Annotated in this window: 18 protein-coding genes; 17 read left to right on the top strand and 1 reads right to left on the bottom strand. The window is 63.4% G+C overall.

The genetic code is table 11. The annotated features are described in order from the left end of the window. Positions 1-193 precede the first annotated feature (193 nt). From NP552_RS22815 to NP552_RS22790, 6 genes are all read left to right on the top strand, one after another. Positions 194-1,135 carry a ketoacyl-ACP synthase III gene (locus NP552_RS22815; RefSeq protein WP_054915639.1) on the top strand — a complete coding sequence of 314 codons (942 nt, stop codon included), beginning with the start codon at positions 194-196 and terminating at the stop codon, positions 1,133-1,135. A 268-nt stretch (positions 1,136-1,403) separates the two neighbouring features. Continuing rightward, the gene (locus NP552_RS22810) at positions 1,404-2,252 is read left to right on the top strand and encodes a flagellin domain-containing protein (protein ID WP_054915638.1); all 849 of its coding nucleotides are present in this window, start codon (positions 1,404-1,406) and stop codon (positions 2,250-2,252) included. A 72-nt stretch (positions 2,253-2,324) separates the two neighbouring features. Then, positions 2,325-2,690: a flagellar protein FlaG gene (locus NP552_RS22805; protein ID WP_043861796.1), complete on the top strand. Its 366-nt coding sequence runs from the start codon at positions 2,325-2,327 to the stop codon at positions 2,688-2,690. A 72-nt stretch (positions 2,691-2,762) separates the two neighbouring features. Beyond that, on the top strand, positions 2,763-4,172 hold the full coding sequence (gene fliD / locus NP552_RS22800; protein WP_078480281.1) for a flagellar filament capping protein FliD: 1,410 nt from the start codon (positions 2,763-2,765) through the stop codon (positions 4,170-4,172). 133 nt (positions 4,173-4,305) lie between these two features. Further along, positions 4,306-4,701 carry a flagellar export chaperone FliS gene (fliS, locus tag NP552_RS22795; protein WP_043861798.1) on the top strand — a complete coding sequence of 132 codons (396 nt, stop codon included), beginning with the start codon at positions 4,306-4,308 and terminating at the stop codon, positions 4,699-4,701. Between the two features lie 9 nt (positions 4,702-4,710). Then, complete coding sequence (locus tag NP552_RS22790) at positions 4,711-5,007, top strand: flagellar assembly protein FliT (protein WP_043861799.1); 297 nt, start codon at positions 4,711-4,713, stop codon at positions 5,005-5,007. A gap of 94 nt (positions 5,008-5,101) precedes the next feature. Here the strand turns inward: NP552_RS22790 and NP552_RS22785 are convergent, their stop codons facing one another. Then, positions 5,102-5,290 carry a hypothetical protein gene (locus NP552_RS22785; RefSeq protein WP_229590459.1) on the bottom strand — a complete coding sequence of 63 codons (189 nt, stop codon included), beginning with the start codon at positions 5,288-5,290 and terminating at the stop codon, positions 5,102-5,104. On the opposite strand from NP552_RS22785, the gene fleQ reads away from it, so the two are divergent. The 11 genes from fleQ (at position 5,204) to NP552_RS22730 (ending at position 17,530) form a co-directional block, all read left to right on the top strand. Beyond that, positions 5,204-6,655 carry a transcriptional regulator FleQ gene (gene fleQ, locus NP552_RS22780; protein ID WP_229590457.1) on the top strand — a complete coding sequence of 484 codons (1,452 nt, stop codon included), beginning with the start codon at positions 5,204-5,206 and terminating at the stop codon, positions 6,653-6,655. The genes NP552_RS22785 and fleQ overlap by 87 nt on opposite strands. A gap of 206 nt (positions 6,656-6,861) precedes the next feature. Next, positions 6,862-8,070 carry a sensor histidine kinase gene (locus NP552_RS22775; protein WP_054915635.1) on the top strand — a complete coding sequence of 403 codons (1,209 nt, stop codon included), beginning with the start codon at positions 6,862-6,864 and terminating at the stop codon, positions 8,068-8,070. After that, the gene (locus tag NP552_RS22770; protein ID WP_054915634.1) at positions 8,067-9,452 is read left to right on the top strand and encodes a sigma-54-dependent transcriptional regulator; all 1,386 of its coding nucleotides are present in this window, start codon (positions 8,067-8,069) and stop codon (positions 9,450-9,452) included. The genes NP552_RS22775 and NP552_RS22770 overlap by 4 nt, the downstream gene beginning before the upstream one ends. 116 nt (positions 9,453-9,568) lie before the next feature. Further along, a complete protein-coding gene (gene fliE, locus NP552_RS22765; protein ID WP_043861803.1) occupies positions 9,569-9,895 on the top strand; it encodes a flagellar hook-basal body complex protein FliE in 327 nt (108 codons plus the stop codon). 15 nt (positions 9,896-9,910) lie between these two features. Then, a complete protein-coding gene (fliF, locus tag NP552_RS22760) occupies positions 9,911-11,689 on the top strand; it encodes a flagellar basal-body MS-ring/collar protein FliF (RefSeq protein WP_043861804.1) in 1,779 nt (592 codons plus the stop codon). After that, on the top strand, positions 11,682-12,701 hold the full coding sequence (fliG, locus tag NP552_RS22755) for a flagellar motor switch protein FliG (protein WP_043861805.1): 1,020 nt from the start codon (positions 11,682-11,684) through the stop codon (positions 12,699-12,701). The genes fliF and fliG overlap by 8 nt, the downstream gene beginning before the upstream one ends. 131 nt (positions 12,702-12,832) lie before the next feature. Beyond that, a complete protein-coding gene (fliH, locus tag NP552_RS22750; RefSeq protein WP_058542054.1) occupies positions 12,833-13,615 on the top strand; it encodes a flagellar assembly protein FliH in 783 nt (260 codons plus the stop codon). Continuing rightward, positions 13,605-14,963 carry a flagellar protein export ATPase FliI gene (fliI, locus tag NP552_RS22745; RefSeq protein WP_043861807.1) on the top strand — a complete coding sequence of 453 codons (1,359 nt, stop codon included), beginning with the start codon at positions 13,605-13,607 and terminating at the stop codon, positions 14,961-14,963. The genes fliH and fliI overlap by 11 nt, the downstream gene beginning before the upstream one ends. Positions 14,964-14,969: 6 nt before the next feature. Beyond that, positions 14,970-15,422, top strand: coding sequence for a flagellar export protein FliJ (fliJ, locus tag NP552_RS22740; RefSeq protein ID WP_043861808.1), 453 nt, complete (start codon positions 14,970-14,972; stop codon positions 15,420-15,422). 90 nt (positions 15,423-15,512) lie between these two features. Continuing rightward, a complete protein-coding gene (locus NP552_RS22735) occupies positions 15,513-15,818 on the top strand; it encodes an STAS domain-containing protein (protein WP_043861809.1) in 306 nt (101 codons plus the stop codon). Further along, positions 15,815-17,530, top strand: a complete 1,716-nt coding sequence (locus NP552_RS22730; protein ID WP_043861810.1) for a fused response regulator/phosphatase — start codon at positions 15,815-15,817, stop codon at positions 17,528-17,530. The genes NP552_RS22735 and NP552_RS22730 overlap by 4 nt, the downstream gene beginning before the upstream one ends. Positions 17,531-17,554 lie beyond the last annotated feature (24 nt).

The following is a 17,554-nucleotide window of genomic DNA, read 5'->3' as shown; positions in this document are numbered from 1 at the left end:
CGTGACCGTGAAGTGCTGTGCACAAGCATCGCCCTGGTTCGCGTACAATGCCGTGACTTGGCAGTCGAAACGTGCATCTCTAAGCTAATGAATCAGCGGGCGGTGCAGGTGGCCTGGAGCGGCGCTGCGTGAGATCCCTTGCCTGCAGGGGAGTGAGGCCCGTGAAAATCCGCATATCTATCGGGAAGCCACAATGATTGGCATCAAAAGTATCGCGAGTTACGTACCTGTCGAGGGTCTGAACAATTACGCCCAGGGTGCGAAATTCGGCAAGGATCAGGACTTCATTCTGGGCAAGATCGGTTCGACCTTTCTGCCGCGCAAGGAGGCAGGTCAGGAGACCTCGGACTTGTGTGTAGAGGCCGCCAAGGTCCTGTTCGCTGCCAATCCTTCGTTGTCCCCGGAGTCGATCGATGTGCTCATCGTGGTCACCCAGAACGGCGACGCCGAAGGGTTGCCGCACACTGCCGCGATCGTCCAGCACAAGCTTGGCTTGCCCACCCATGTGGCAGCCTTCGACATTTCCCTGGGCTGTTCCGGTTACGTCTACGGCCTTTATGCCATCAAGGGCTTCATGGAGGCGGCGGGACTGAAGAACGGCCTGCTGATCACCGCCGATCCCTATTCCAAGATCGTCGATCCGGAAGATCGCAACACCACCATGCTGTTCGGTGATGCTGCCACGGTCACCTGGATGGGCGAGGACGCGGCCTGGCAACTGGGCAAATCGAGCTTTGGCACCGACGGCGGCGGCGCAGAGCACCTGAAGGTGAATGACGGGGTGTTCTTCATGAACGGTCGCCAGGTGTTCAACTTCGCGTTGCTCAAGGTACCTGCGCACCTGCGTCAGTTGCTCGAGGCGAGCAACCTGGGGGCCAACGACATCGACCTGTTCTGCATTCACCAGGGCAGTGCGGCAATCGTCGATGCCGTGGCGCGCCGCTTCGAGGAAGACAAGCCCGAAACCATCGAGAAATTCGTCAAGGACATGGTCGAGACCGGCAACACGGTGTCCTCGAGCATTCCGTTGCTGCTGGAAAAGCACGTACTGGGCACCCAGCACAGGCGTGTGGCCTTGAGCGGTTTTGGCGTGGGCCTGTCGTGGGGCTCGGCAATCATCGAGCGTCGGGACTGAACCGACCTCCCGTCTACAGAAGCGCTGCCTTGAAGGTGGCGCTTTTTTTTGCCTTTGCGGTATGCCACAACCAAGGCTGTGCCGCAGGGGCCATAAAGCTGGCGTCAAACCCTTGATTTCATTGGAGTGGCAGGGTGCCAGTAAAAATTTTCAAAAAACCCCTAAAGCAACCTGCACAGACGACGATAACTATTACGAAGGTTCTCTAGGCCACACCCGGCGCTTGCCAGGGCCGGAAGCCGCAATACCCACAAACGAGGAATTCGTCATGGCATTAACCGTAAACACCAACGTCACGTCGCTGAACGTTCAGAAAAACCTGAACCGCGCTTCCGACGCCCTGAGCACCTCGATGACTCGCCTGTCTTCCGGCCTGAAAATCAACAGCGCCAAAGACGACGCCGCTGGCCTGCAGATCGCTACCCGTATGACCTCGCAGATCCGCGGTCAGACCATGGCAATCAAAAACGCCAACGACGGTATCTCGATCGCCCAGACCGCTGAAGGCGCGATGCAAGAGCAGGTCAACATCCTGCAGCGTATGCGTGAACTGGCTCTGCAATCGCGAAACGACTCGAACGATTCGGACAACCGTGACTCGCTGAACTCCGAGTTCGCTCAGATGCGTGACGAGCTGACCCGTATCGCTCAGTCCACCCAGCTGAACGGCAAGAACCTGCTGGACGGTTCCGCCAGCACCATGACCTTCCAGGTCGGTTCGGAAACCGGTGGCATCAACCAGATCAGCATCGACCTGACCGGCAAGTACCTGGCCAGCGACCTGGGTATCACCAACGCCATCACCATCGCCGGTAGCGACAGCGCCACTGCCGAGACCAACTTCTCGGCTGCAATGGACGCGATCGATGCTGCGGTCAAGACCATCGGTGAAGGCCGTGCTGCACTGGGTGCCGTTCAGAACCGTCTGACCAGCACCATCAACAACCTGCAGAACATCAACGAAAACGCCGACGCTGCCCGTGGTCGTGTACAAGATACCGACTTCGCTGCCGAGACCGCTCAGCTGACCAAGCAGCAGACTCTGCAACAAGCTTCGACTTCGGTTCTGGCCCAGGCCAACCAGCTGCCATCCGCCGTACTGAAACTGCTTCAGTAATCGCCTGATGGTTATCGGCGGGGGAGTGCACCTGTGGCGCTCCCCCGCCTTTTGCATTGAGAGGTGGTTGGCATGGATATGAGCGTCAAGCTGAACCTGTCCTACCAGGCTGCAAAGCCTGTGGAGCAGCCCACCGAGCGCCCTGCGGTCAAGCCCGTGGAGGCTGTCGAATCCATCAAGCCAGCGAAGGAAAGCGCCGACAGCGGCCTGACCGAAGCTGAGAAGGTCAAGAACGCGCTCAAGGACATCGAGAAGTTTCTCGCCTCGTCGCGTCGCAATCTCGAATTTTCCACGGATGAAGAATCCGGCCGAATTGTAGTTAAAGTCATCGCCAGTGAAACCGGTGAGCTGATCCGCCAACTTCCTTCGGAAGAGGCGTTGAGAATTGCCCACAGTCTGAGCGATGTTAACAGCCTGCTGTTCAACGCCAAGGTCTGATGCTGGCGTCCGAGCAGCACGTTCGCTAGCCTTGATCGGCTAGGGGCGGCGCGCAACCAAGAGGGAATAGCAATGGCGAGTTCAATTTTACCGGGCACCGGTCTGGGTTCTGGGGTCGATATCAACAAGATCGTCAGCACGCTGGTGGCGTCTGAAACCGATCCGAAAGCCAACCAGATCAAACGCCAGACTGCCAACAACTCGGCCATGCTTTCTGGTGTCGCATCGCTCAAGAGCGCGCTGTCTGTCTATCAGGCGGCGATGAAGAAGCTCAATGATCCCCTCGCGCCGTCGTTCAATGCCTATGCGGCAACGTCCAGCAACGACGCCGCGATCAAGGCAACCTCTAACAATACCGCGGTGCCTGGTACCTACACGATCCGTGTCGACAACCTGGCCACCTCGTCCAAGGTGGCCAGCCAGAACTTCGACACCGGCGCCACCACGCCGATTCCCGAAGGCGACCTGCTGATTACCCAGGACGGTGTCACCCACACCGTCAAGGTCGGCCCTGGTGCAACCTTGCAGTCCGTGCGCGACACCATCAACTCGTCGCTGTCCGAGAAAGGCATCACTGCCAACCTGGTCAATGGTGCAGACGGTTCGCGCCTGGTGTTCAGTTCGACCAAGACCGGTGAGGGTACGGACATTTCCGTCGACGGCACCATCGACGCGCTCAAGATCGCGCCGGGCGAGAAGATGGATGGTGACGGTGCCGGCTACATCGGTGAGCCGGCCAAGGACGCAAAACTGTACGTCGACGGCCTGCCGGTCACGAGCAAGAGCAATACCGTCACCGGTGCCATCAGTGGCATCAGCCTGGACCTGCTTCAGGCAACCGGCCCCGACGCCAGCAAGGCTGTACAGGTTACGGTGGGTGAGAACACCGATGGGCTGAAAAAATCGGTGCAGGCCTATGTCGATGCCTATAACACCCTGATCAAGGCGGTCACCAACCTGACCTCCGTGAGCAAGGATGCCGATGGCAACACCGTGCTGGGCCCGTTGACCAACGACCCGACCACCCGTTCGCTGCTGAGCGACCTGCGCAGCCAATTGGCGACCGAGTCGGACGGTACCCGCCTGACCACCCTCAGCCAGCTGGGCATCAACACCCAGAAGGACGGTACCCTCGAGTTCAACTCCGTCAAGTACGACGCGGCGATGAAGGACAAGAAGCTCGGTGCCGACGTGCAGGAGCTCTTCACCGGTAAAAATGGCGTGTTCGCGCACATGAACAAGGCGATCGAACCGTACCTGCAGACCGGTGGCATTCTCGACTCGCGCAAGAACGGCCTGGACAGGCTGCAGAAAGACCTCGAGAACCAGCAGGAGGCCCTGGATCGGCGCATTGCGTCGCTGACCGAGTCGCTGACCAAACGCTACGTGGCCATGGATACCCTGGTCGGCAAGCTCGAGGCGCAGCGCAAGAACATTGCCTCGATGTTCGCCTCGATCGAAGCGCAGCAGAAGAACTCCTGATAGCAGGGGCCGCAAAAAAGCCCGGCAGCACCCCTTCGGGTGCTCCGGGCTTTTCGTTTTCGGGGTTAAAGTTTTTTGACCCGCAGGCGATACAGGCGGTATATGAACCTTTTCGTTTGTTACGAGGTAGAACATGAACCCTATGTTGGCCCTTCGGCAGTATCAGAAAGTCAACGGCGTGGCGCAGACCTCCGAGGCCAGCCCGCACCGTCTCGTGCAGATGCTCATGCAGGGCGGGCTGGATCGCATCGCGCAGGCCAAAGGTGCAATCGCGCGCAATGACCTGGCCCAGAAGGGCATCCTGATCGGCAAGGCCATCGGGATCATCGGCGGTCTGCGCGAAGGGCTCGACCTCGAAAACCAGGCCGAGGCACTGGCCGACATCGATGGGCTGTACGCCTACATGAGCAGGCGCCTGGTCGAGGCCAACGTGCAGAACGACCCGGAGATCCTCAATGAAGTCGCACGCCTGCTGATTACCGTCAAGGAAGGTTGGGACGCGATCGGCGATCAGGTCGCCGACGTCTAGGAGAACGCCATGAGTGCCGTGCTCGAACGTATCGAACAAACCCGCGAAGCCCTGCTCGGGGCATTGGCCAGCCGCGACTGGGAAACGATCACCGAACTGGACCTGAGCTGCCGTGTTTGCGTCGAGGACGTACTGGCCGAGGCATCGACCAACGAACAGGTTCTGCGCACCAGTCTTGAGGAATTGCTCGACGTCTACCGCCAACTAATTGATGTTGCAAGTGGTGAACGTCAAACAATAGTCGACGAGATGACGCAGATCCGCCAAGCGAAAAACGCCGCAAAGGTATACCATCTGTTCAGCTGACGCTGGACGGTTCGAAAATGCAGTGCGCCATAAATTTGACTGTGTACGATTTTTTGACTTAACTAGTGGCTGTTTTCTAATTTCAGACGTCCGATCACTGACCGCTCCAGTCGGAATGGATGTCGAGCATGCCCACATTGGGTGTCGAGTTGACTAGGGAAGTTTCGATTGCATGTGGCGTGAAACCAAAATTCTCCTGATCGATGACGATGACGCTCGCCGCCGCGACCTGGCGGTGGTGCTGAATTTTCTTGGCGAAGAAAATCTTTCCTGCTCCAGCCACGATTGGCAGCAGGTCGTTCAGTCGTTGTCATCCAGCCGTGAAGTACTCTGTGTCCTGGTCGGCACCGTGAACGCTCCGGCAAGCCTTTTGGGCTTGCTTAAGACCGTGGCTGCCTGGGATGAGTTCCTTCCGGTATTGCTGTTGGGTGAAATATCTTCTGCCGAGTTGCCCGAGGACCTGCGCCGCCGGGTGCTTTCCAACCTGGAGATGCCGCCCAGCTACAGCAAGCTGCTTGATTCGCTGCACCGTGCCCAGGTCTATCGCGAGATGTACGACCAGGCCCGCGAGCGCGGTCGTCAGCGTGAGCCCAACCTGTTCCGTAGCCTGGTCGGTACCAGCCGCGCCATCCAGCATGTGCGCCAGATGATGCAGCAGGTGGCCGACACCGACGCCAGCGTGCTGATCCTCGGCGAGTCGGGTACGGGCAAGGAAGTGGTCGCGCGCAACCTGCACTACCATTCCAAGCGCCGTGAAGCGCCGTTCGTGCCGGTCAACTGCGGCGCGATCCCGGCCGAGCTGCTCGAAAGCGAACTGTTCGGTCACGAGAAGGGGGCGTTCACCGGCGCCATCACCAGCCGTGCCGGGCGTTTCGAGCTGGCCAATGGCGGCACCCTGTTCCTCGACGAAATCGGCGACATGCCGCTGCCGATGCAGGTCAAGCTGCTGCGCGTGCTGCAGGAGCGCACCTTCGAGCGTGTGGGTAGCAACAAGACCCAGAGCATCGATGTGCGCATCATCGCCGCCACTCACAAGAACCTCGAGAGCATGATCGAGGTGGGTAGCTTTCGCGAAGACCTGTACTACCGCCTCAATGTGTTCCCGATCGAGATGGCCCCGCTGCGTGAGCGGGTCGAAGACATTCCGCTGCTGATGAACGAGTTGATCTCGCGCATGGAGCACGAGAAGCGGGGGTCGATCCGCTTCAATTCCGCCGCGATCATGTCGCTGTGCCGCCATGGCTGGCCGGGCAACGTGCGCGAGCTGGCGAACCTGGTGGAGCGCATGGCGATCATGCACCCGTATGGCGTGATCGGCGTGTCCGAGCTGCCGAAGAAGTTCCGCTACGTCGATGATGAGGACGAGCAACTGGTCGACAGCCTGCGCTCGGACCTGGAAGAGCGCGTGGCAATCAACGGCCATACGCCCAATTTCAGCAACCATGCGATGTTGCCGCCCGAAGGTCTCGACCTCAAGGACTACCTGGGCAGCCTCGAGCAGGGCCTGATCCAGCAGGCGCTGGACGATGCCAACGGTATCGTGGCGCGTGCCGCAGAGCGCCTGCGCATCCGCCGCACCACGCTGGTGGAAAAAATGCGCAAGTACGGCATGAGCCGTCGCGATGGAGACGAACAGGCGGAGGATTGACGCCTGCTTCCTGCTGGCAGGCCCCGACCGGGGCCTGCCGAACGCAATACCCCTATTTTCCACAGGGCTGTAAAGCCTGCCCTTGCTGGCTTTGGGCGGCGCGCCGCTGCTGCTGGCACCCCCCCGTCAAAGTATCCGGCACGTCTATTGCTATACCGCTGGCAACATACCGTTTTATGACGGTGAGCCATGCGAGAGAGCAACCCATGCCCCACGCCGCCCACATCCCCGCCGCCGAGCCCAGGCGTTCTGACGCCGCCGAACAGCAGAGTCGTCAGGGGCTCGAGCAGGCGTTTGCCCTGTTCGACCAGGTGTCGACCCAACTGAGCCAGTCCTACAACCTGCTCGAGGCCCGTGTCACCGAGCTCAAGGGGGAGTTGGCCGTGGTCAGTGCGCAGCGCATGGCGGAGCTGGCGGAGAAGGAGCGACTGGCCAACCGCCTGCAGAACCTGCTGTCGCTGTTGCCCGGCGGGGTGATCGTGATCGACGGCCAGGGCCGCGTGCGCGAGGCCAACCCGGCCGCCGTCGAACTGCTGGGTCAGCCGCTGGTGGGCGAGCTGTGGCGTCAGGTGATCGCCCGCAGCTTTGCGCCGCGCGAGGACGACGGCCACGAAGTGTCGCTGCGCGATGGTCGCCGCCTGTCGATCGCTACCCGCTCGCTGGATGCCGAGCCGGGCCAACTGGTGCTGTTGACCGATCTCACCGAAACCCGCCACCTGCAAAGCCAGCTGGCGCGGCACGAGCGCCTGTCGACCCTGGGGCGGATGGTGGCCTCGCTGGCGCATCAGATCCGCACGCCACTGTCGGCCGCCTTGCTGTATGCCAGTCACCTGGCCGAGCAGGACCTGCCGCTGGACACCCGTCAGCGTTTTGCCGGCAGCCTCAAGGAGCGTCTGCACGAACTCGAGCACCAGGTACGCGACATGCTGGTGTTCGCCCGCGGCGAACTGCCGCTGACCGACCGCGTGACCCCCAAGGCGTTGTTCCAGGCGCTGCAGCAGGCCGCGCAGGTACATGTACAGGGGCATGCTGTGCGCTGGCAGTGCGACAGCCACCTGGGCGAATTGCTGTGCAACCGCGACACCCTGGTGGGGGCGCTGCTCAATCTCATTGAAAACGCCCTGCAGGCCGCGCCCGGCGCTGCTCGGCTCAAGGTACACCTGTATCGTCGCGGGCAAAGCCTGCGCCTGTGCATCAGCGATGCCGGGCCGGGCATCGACAGTGCATTGCTGGCGCGCCTGGGCGAGCCGTTCCTGACCACCAAGGCCACTGGCACCGGGCTTGGCCTGGCGGTGGTGATGGCGGTTGCCCGTGCACACCAGGGCACCGTGCAGCTACGCTCGCGCCCCGGGCGCGGTACCTGCGCGCTGGTGACCCTGCCGCTGATCGGCGCACCGCTGGAGGCAACGGCATGAGGGCGATCAAGGTTCTGCTGGTCGAGGATGACCGCGTACTGCGCCAGGCCCTGGCCGATACCCTGGAGCTGGGCGGTTTTGCCTATCACGCGGTGGGCTCGGCCGAAGAAGCGCTGGAAGTGGCGGCCAGTCAGCCCTTCAGCCTGGTGGTCAGCGACGTCAACATGCCGGGCATGGACGGCCACCAGTTGCTGGCCGCGTTGCGGGCCCGCCAGCCGCAGTTGCCGGTGTTGCTGATGACCGCGCACGCCGCCGTTGAGCGTGCAGTGGATGCGATGCGCCAGGGCGCTGCGGACTATCTGGTCAAGCCCTTCGAGCCGCGAGCTTTGCTCGACCTGGTGGCCCGTCATGCCCTGGGCGTTGCCAGCGGCGCGGACGCCGACGGTCCGGTGGCGCGCGAGCCTGCCAGTGCGCAGTTGCTCGAACTGGCCGCGCGGGTGGCGCGCAGTGATTCCACCGTGCTGATTTCCGGCGAATCGGGCACCGGCAAGGAGGTGCTGGCGCGCTACATTCACCAGCAGTCCCTGCGTGCCGACCAGCCATTCGTGGCCATCAACTGCGCCGCCATCCCCGACAACATGCTCGAAGCCACGTTGTTCGGACATGAAAAGGGCTCGTTCACCGGGGCGATAGCCGCCCAGCCAGGCAAGTTCGAGCAGGCCGACGGTGGCACGCTGCTGCTCGACGAGATTTCCGAAATGCCGCTGGGGCTGCAGGCCAAGCTGCTGCGGGTGCTGCAGGAGCGCGAGGTCGAGCGGGTAGGCGGGCGCAAGCCGATCGCGCTGGACATCCGCGTGGTCGCCACCACCAACCGCGACCTTGCCGGCGAAGTGGCGGCGGGGCGGTTTCGCGAAGACCTGTTCTATCGCCTGTCGGTGTTCCCGCTGGCCTGGCGACCGCTGCGCGAGCGCAGCGCCGACATTCTGCCGCTGGCCGAGCGTCTGCTGGCGCGACACGTCAATAAAATGAAGCATGCCCCCGTGCGCCTGTCGGCCCAGGCCCAGGCCTGCCTGCAAGGCTATCCGTGGCCGGGCAACGTGCGCGAGCTGGACAACGCCATCCAGCGGGCGCTGATCCTGCAGCAGGGCGGGGTGATCGAGGCGGCGGACTTCTGCCTGGCCGGGGTGCTGCCGCTGCTGGCGGCATCGCCCGTAGAGCCGGTGCCGGTGCTGGCCGAGCCGTCCGAGCCAGCCGGGCTGGGGGATGATCTGCGCCGCCACGAGTTCCAGATGATCATCGATACCCTGCGCGCCGAGCGCGGGCGCCGCAAGGAGGCTGCCGAGCGTCTGGGCATCAGCCCGCGCACCTTGCGCTACAAGCTGGCACAGATGCGTGATGCCGGCCTGGATGTGGAGGCGAGTCTCTACGCCAGCGGCGTGTGACGCCGTAACCGGTCGTTTTTGTTGGTCCTGGGGGTAGAGCTGGCACTCTTGTTGCTAAGTTCTGCCTGTCCGCTGCGTAGTGTCAAAAAAATGCGGGTCGTCGGAGAGAAGAGTCAATGAGCCAAGGTGTTGAATTTAATCGATTGATGTTGGACATGCGGGCCATGCAGGCGGACGCCATGTCGATGTCGAAGGCTGCCCCTGCGCCAGAGCTTGGCTCGAGCGGTTTTGCCGACATGCTTGGCCAGGCCATCAACAAGGTCAGCGATACCCAGCAGGCGTCCACCCAGTTGGCCAACGCCTTCGAGATCGGCAAGAGCGGCGTCGACCTTACCGACGTGATGATCGCCTCGCAGAAGGCCAGCGTGTCGTTCCAGGCCTTGACCCAGGTGCGCAACAAGCTGGTGCAGGCGTATCAAGACATCATGCAGATGCCGGTATAAGGGCGAGATTGAGTCATGGCCGAAGCAGTCGTTGATAACGTGCCCGCCAAAGGCAGCCCGGCGCCCAAGCCGCCGCTGTTCGGCATGTCCTTTCTGGAAAACATCGCAGAGATGCCCATGCTGCGTCAGGTCGGCCTGCTGGTCGGGTTGGCGGCGAGCGTGGCGATCGGCTTTGCCGTGGTGCTGTGGTCGCAGCAGCCCGACTACCGCCCGCTGTACCCAAGCCTTGCCGGCATGGACACCAAGCAGGTCATGGACACCCTGTCCGCTGCCGACATCGCCTACAACGTCGAGCCCAGCTCCGGGGCGCTGCTGGTCAAGTCCGAAGACCTCTCCCGTGCGCGCCTGAAACTTGCCGCGGCCGGCGTGGCGCCAGGCGATGGCAACGTCGGCTTCGAACTGCTCGACAAGGAGCAGGGGCTGGGCACCAGCCAGTTCATGGAGGCCACCCGTTATCGTCGCGGCCTGGAAGGTGAACTGGCGCGTACCATCTCCAGCCTGAACAACGTCAAGGGTGCCCGCGTGCACCTGGCCATTCCGAAAAGCTCGGTGTTCGTGCGCGACGAGCGCAAGCCCAGTGCCTCGGTACTGGTCGAGCTGTATTCGGGGCGTGGCCTCGAGCCCGGCCAGGTGGCGGCCATCGTCAACCTGGTGGCGTCCAGCGTTCCGGAACTGAACAAGTCCCAGGTGACCGTGGTCGACCAGAAGGGCAACCTGCTGTCCGACCAGGGCGAGAACTCCGAGCTGACCATGGCCGGCAAGCAGTTCGACTACAGCCGCCGCATGGAAGGCATGCTCACCCAGCGCGTGCACAACATTCTGTTGCCGGTGCTGGGCAACGACCGCTACAAGGCCGAAGTCTCCGCCGACGTCGACTTCAGTGCGGTCGAGTCCACCTCCGAACAGTTCAACCCCGACCAGCCTGCCTTGCGCAGCGAGCAGTCGGTGAACGAACAACGCTCCAGCAGCATGGGCCCGCAGGGCGTGCCTGGTGCCCTGAGCAACCAGCCACCCGGCCCGGCCACTGCGCCACAGCAGACCGGTCAGGCGCAGGCCGCCGCGGGCATGGTGCAACCAGGCCAGCCGCTGCTGGACGCCAACGGCCAGCAGATCATGGACCCGGCCACCGGCCAGCCGATGCTCGCACCGTACCCGGCCGACAAGCGTCAGCAGTCGACCAAGAACTTCGAACTGGACCGTTCCATCAGCCACACCCGCCAGCAGCAGGGGCGCCTGAGCCGCCTGTCGGTCGCGGTGGTGGTCGACGACCAGGTCAAGCTCGACCCGGCCACTGGCGAGTCGACACGCGCCCCATGGGGGGCCGAAGACCTGGCGCGCTTCACGCGCCTGGTGCAGGACGCCGTCGGCTTCGATGCCAGCCGCGGTGACAGCGTCAGCGTGATCAACGTGCCATTCGCCGCCGACCGTGGCGAAGTGTTCACCGAGATTCCGTTCTACCAGCAACCGTGGTTCTGGGACATCATCAAGCAGGTCATGGGCGTGCTGTTCATCCTGGTGCTGGTGTTCGGCGTGCTGCGCCCGGTGCTCAACAACATCACCGGCAACGGCAAGCAGGGCGCCGGTGCCGATGGCGACATGGAGCTGGGCGGCATGCTCGGTCTGGATGGCGATCTGGCCAACGACCGCGTCAGCCTGGGTGGTCCGCAAAGCATTCTGTTGCCTAGCCCGAGCGAGGGTTACGACGCTCAGCTGAACGCAATCAAGAGCCTGGTGGCCGAAGACCCGGGTCGTGTGGCCCAGGTCGTGAAAGAGTGGATCAACGCCGATGAGTGATAATCGAGCCCTTACCGCCAAACTGACCCGTGTCGACAAGGCGGCCATCCTGCTGCTGTCGCTGGGTGAAACCGATGCGGCGCAGGTGTTGCGCCACATGGGCCCCAAGGAAGTGCAGCGGGTCGGCGTGGCCATGGCGCAGATGGGCAACGTCCATCGCGAACAGGTCGAGCAGGTGATGAGCGAGTTCGTCGAGATCGTCGGCGACCAGACCAGCCTGGGTGTCGGCTCTGACGGCTACATCCGCAAGATGCTCACCCAGGCCCTGGGCGAGGACAAGGCCAACGGCCTGATCGACCGCATCCTGCTGGGTGGCAACACCAGCGGCCTGGACAGCCTGAAGTGGATGGAGCCGCGTGCCGTGGCCGACGTGATCCGCTACGAGCACCCGCAGATCCAGGCCATCGTGGTGGCCTACCTGGACCCCGACCAGGCTGGTGAGGTGCTGGGCAACTTCGATCACAAGGTGCGCCTGGACATCATCCTGCGCGTCTCCTCGCTCAACACCGTGCAGCCGGCGGCGCTCAAGGAGCTCAACCAGATTCTGGAGAAGCAGTTCTCGGGCAACTCCAACGCGGCGCGTACCACACTAGGCGGTATCAAGCGCGCGGCCGACATCATGAACTTCCTCGACAGTTCGGTCGAAGGCCAGCTGATGGACGCGATTCGCGACGTCGACGGCGAGCTGTCCGAGCAGATCGAAGACCTCATGTTCGTCTTCAACAACCTGGCCGATGTCGACGACCGCGGTATCCAGGCGCTGTTGCGCGAAGTGTCCTCGGACGTGCTGGTGGTATCGCTCAAGGGCGCCGACGAGAAGGTCAAGGACAAGATCTTCAAGAACATGTCCAAGCGGGCTTCCGAGCTGCTGCGTGACGACCTCGAGGCCAAGGGCCCGGTGCGGGTCAGCGACGTGGAAACGGCGCAGAAAGAGATCCTCACCATTGCCCGGCGCATGGCCGAAGCCGGCGAGATCGTGCTTGGCGGCAAGGGCGCCGAAGAAATGATCTAAAGCCGTTCGCCGGCCCCGGCTCCTCCACAGGAGCCGGCCTTGCCGGCGGATGCCTCAACGCGGTACACGCCGGTGCCTGGCAGCCGCATCGCCGACCACCCCGGCGCCTACCCAATTGAACGCGTGGAATCATGTCGACCAACGAGCACCTGAGTGAACTGATCCCCGCCCGCGACGTCGAGGGCTTCGACCGCTGGGCGCTGCCCAGCTTCGACCCGGAGCCGGAACCCGAGCCCGAACCCGAGCCGGAAATCGTCGAGGAAGTCGAAGAAGTGCCGCTGGAAGAAGTCCAGCCGCTGACCCTCGAAGAGCTCGAAAGCATTCGCCAGGAAGCCTACAACGAAGGCTTTGCCACCGGCGAGCGCGAAGGGTTTCACAGCACCCAGCTCAAGGTCCGCCAGGAGGCCGAAGTGGCCCTGAGCGCCAAGCTGGCGAGCCTGGAGCAGCTGATGGGCCACCTGCTCGACCCGATCGCCGAGCAGGACAACCAGATCGAGAAGGCCCTGGTGCACATGGTCAGCCGCATCACCCGCGAGGTGATCGGGCGTGAGCTGGCCACCGACTCCAGCCAGATCACCCACGTGCTGCGCGAGGCCCTCAAGCTGCTGCCGATGGGCGCCGAAAACATCCGCATTCATGTCAATCCGCAGGACTTCGAGCTGGCCAAGGCCCTGCGCGAGCGTCATGAGGAAAACTGGCGCCTGCTCGAAGACGACGCACTGTTGCCCGGTGGTTGCCGCATCGAGACGTTGCACAGCCGTATCGACGCCACCGTCGAGACCCGCATCGAAAAGGCCATGACCCAGTTGTTCGACCAGTTGCATGACCAGGGCCTGCACCCTGCCGCACCAGACTTGCACGTCGACCTTGCTGGCGACCCGGGCACCCGCGAGGCCACGCCCGATGCGCCTTGACCGCACCAGCTTCGGCAAGCGCCTGGGCACCTATGCCGAGGCCGTGAGCCTGCCGGCGCAGCCGGTGGTGGAAGGGCGGTTGTTGCGCATGGTCGGCCTGACCCTGGAGGCCGAGGGCCTGCGCGCTGCCGTCGGCAGCCGCTGCCTGGTGATCAACGATGACAGCTACCATCCGGTGCAGGTCGAGGCCGAGGTCATGGGCTTTGCCGGTGACCGGGTGTTTCTCATGCCGGTGGGCAGCGTTGCCGGCATCGCGCCCGGTGCGCGGGTGGTGCCGCTGGCCGAAAGCGGCCGCCTGCCGATGGGCATGAGCATGCTCGGTCGCGTGCTGGACGGTGCCGGCCGGGCGCTGGATGGCAAGGGCGGGATGAAGGCCGAGGACTGGGTGCCGATGGACGGCCCCACCATCAACCCACTCAACCGCGACCCCATCAGCCAGCCGCTGGACGTGGGCATTCGCAGCATCAATGGCCTGCTGACGGTGGGCCGTGGCCAGCGCCTTGGCCTGTTCGCCGGTACCGGCGTGGGCAAGAGTGTGCTGCTGGGCATGATGACCCGTTTCACCGAGGCCGACATCATCGTGGTGGGGCTGATCGGTGAGCGGGGGCGTGAGGTCAAGGAGTTCATCGAGCACATCCTGGGCGAGGAGGGCATCAAGCGTTCGGTGGTGGTGGCATCCCCTGCCGATGATGCGCCGCTGATGCGCCTGCGCGCCGCCATGTACTGCACGCGGATCGCCGAGTACTTTCGCGACAAGGGCAAGAACGTGCTGTTGCTGATGGATTCGCTGACCCGTTTCGCCCAGGCCCAGCGGGAAATCGCCCTGGCCATCGGCGAGCCGCCAGCCACCAAGGGCTATCCGCCTTCCGTGTTCGCCAAGCTGCCCAAGCTGGTGGAGCGCGCCGGCAACGGCGAGGCCGGTGGTGGCTCGATCACCGCCTTCTACACCGTGTTGTCCGAAGGCGACGACCAGCAGGACCCGATTGCCGACTCCGCGCGGGGCGTACTCGACGGCCATATCGTGCTGTCCCGGCGCCTGGCCGAAGAGGGGCACTACCCGGCCATCGATATCGAGGCTTCGATCAGCCGGGTCATGCCGCAGGTGGTCAGCCCCGAGCAGATGACCCAGGCCCAGCAGTTCAAGCAGCTCTGGTCGCGCCTGTCGCAAAGCCGCGACCTGATCAGCGTGGGTGCCTATGTGGCTGGCGGCGACCGCGAGACGGACCTGGCGATTTCCCTGCAACCCAAGCTGGTGCAGTACCTGCGCCAGGGGCTCAATGAAAACGTCAGCCATGAGCAGAGCCGCGATGAACTGGCGGCGGTGTTCGCCCCAGCGGCTTCGGGCTGATAACCGATGGCCCTGCCAAGTCGTGCCGCGCGCCTGGTGCCGGTGGTGGAGATGGCCGAGGAGGCCGAGCGCAAGGCTGTGCAGCGCCTCGGGCATTTCCAGCAGCAGGTGAGCATGGCCGAAACCAAGCTCCGGGAACTGGACCAGTTTCGCAGCGAGTACCAGAACCAGTGGATGGAAAAGGGCGGCCAGGGCGTTTCAGGCAGCTGGCTGCTGGGCTATCAGCGCTTTCTCAGCCAGCTGGACACCGCCGTGGCCCAGCAACACCAGAGCCTGGTGTGGCACCAGACCAACCTCAACAACGCACGGGCCACCTGGCAGCAGGCCTACGCCCGGGTCGAGGGCCTGCGCAAGCTGGTACAGCGCTACCGCGATGAAGCCCGCATGCTCGAGGACAAGCGCGAGCAGAAGCTGCTCGACGAATTGTCCCAGCGATTGCCGCGCCACGATCGCTTCTAGCACGGCATTGGTCGGCGCAGGTTGCCCAGGGGCGGGCGGGCTGCTAAACCTGTGGTGTCTGCAATCGCCATGATCGAAGGAGTCGAGCATATGGCCGTGGAGCACGATCTATCGCCGGATGGGAACAGCCTGACGATCAGGGTCAAGGGACGGTTCGATTTCGGCAAGCACCAGGCGTTTCGTGAATGCTACGAGCGCGAGCCAGTACCTTCCAAGGGCGTGGTCGTCGACTTGAAGGACGCCACCTATCTCGACAGCTCCGCCCTGGGCATGCTCCTGCTGCTGCGTGACCACGCCGGCGGCGACGATGCGTATATACGGGTGATCAACGCCAGCTCCGACGTTCGCAAGATCCTCGCCATCTCCAATTTCGACAAGCTGTTCGAGATCACTTGAGCGACCTCGTGAACGAGCAGTCGTCGCTGACCGTGCTGATTGCCGAAGATGGCGCCACCGACCGCCTGTTGCTGGCGCGCATCGTGCGCGAGCAGGGGCATTCGGTGATCACGGCCGAGAACGGTGCGCAGGCAGTGGCGCTGTTTGCCGAGCTGCGTCCGCAACTGGTGCTGCTCGACGCGCTGATGCCGGTGATGGACGGCTTCGAGGCGGCTCGCCAGATCAAGCTGATGGCTGGCCAGGCGCTGGTGCCGATCATCTTTCTTACCTCGCTGAGTGAGGAGCAGGCCCTGGTGCGTTGCCTGGAGGCTGGTGGCGACGACTTTCTGCCCAAGCCTTATCGCCCGGTGATCCTGGCCGCCAAGATCAAGGCGATGGATCGCCTGCGTCGCCTGCAGGCGACCGTGCTGGAGCAGCGCGACGAGCTGGCGCGCCACCACGGTCACCTGCTCAACGAGCAGCGGGTGGCCAAGGCGGTGTTCGATCAGGTCACGCATTCGGGGTGCCTGAATGCGCCGAACATCCGCTACCTGCAATCTCCCTATGCGCTGTTCAACGGCGACCTGCTGCTGGCGGCGTTCACGCCGACCGGTGAAATGCATGTGCTGCTTGGCGACTTCACTGGCCATGGCCTGCCGGCTGCAGTGGGCGCCATGCCGTTGGCCGAGGTGTTCTACGGCATGACCGCCAAGGGCTACGGCCTGGCCGAAACCTTGCGCGAGATGAACGCCAAGCTCAAGCGCATCCTGCCGGTCGACATGTTCTGCTGCGCAATGATGCTCAGCCTGAGTTTCGAACGACGCCTGGCCGAGGTATGGAACGGCGGCATGCCGGACGGCTACCTGCTGCCCGCGGCCGGTGGCGAGCCCCAGGCGCTGGTGTCGCGGCACTTGCCCTTGGGGGTGCTGGCGCCGGAGCGTTTCGACGAGCACCCCGAGGTGGTATCGCTGGCGTTGGGGGATCGTCTGTTCCTGCTGTCCGATGGGGTGGTGGATACCTGCGACCAGGATGAGCAGCTGTTCGGGGTGGAACGCCTGCGCCAGGTGTTTGCGCGCAACCGTGCGCCGCAGCACCTGTTCGAGGATGTGCTGCAGGCGCTCGAAGACTTTCGCGGCCAGTCCCGCGACGATGTCAGCATGCTCGAGATCAGTGTGGTCGAGCCACAGACACTGGCCCCGCCGCCGCTTGTCTATTCGGACAGCGGCCAGTCCAGCCCACTGGACTGGTCGCTGTCGTTCGAGTTTCGCGCGCAGACCCTCAAACGCTTCAACCCCTTGCCCTATCTGTTGCAGGTACTGCAGGAAATACACGGCCTGCGCCCCCAGAGCGGTGCGCTGCACAGCGTGCTCAACGAGCTCTACACCAATGCACTGGAGCACGGTGTGCTGGCCCTCGACTCGGCCCTCAAGCGCGACGCCCAGGGGTTTGCCGCCTATTATCAGGAGCGCAGCCGACGCCTGCAGGCATTGCAGGAAGGTTACATACGCTTGCACCTTCAGGTTGAACCCGTAGCGGGTGGCGGGCGTCTGGTGATTGAGATCGAAGATAGCGGCAGTGGCTTCGATGTGGGTACAGTGCTGGCCCGACCGGTGTTGGAGCAGCGGTTGTGCGGGCGTGGCCTGAGCCTGATCCGGCGTTTGAGCCGTCACGCCGAATGGGCCGACGGAGGGCGCAGGGCCCGCGTGGAGTTCGCCTGGGTGGCTCTGGCATAATTGAACTTGATCAAGGAGTGAGCA

The sequence above is a fragment of the Pseudomonas sp. 8209 genome (assembly GCF_028682105.1).
Lineage (GTDB): Bacteria > Pseudomonadota > Gammaproteobacteria > Pseudomonadales > Pseudomonadaceae > Aquipseudomonas > Aquipseudomonas palmensis.
This window is presented reverse-complemented; position numbering and strand designations above follow the sequence as displayed.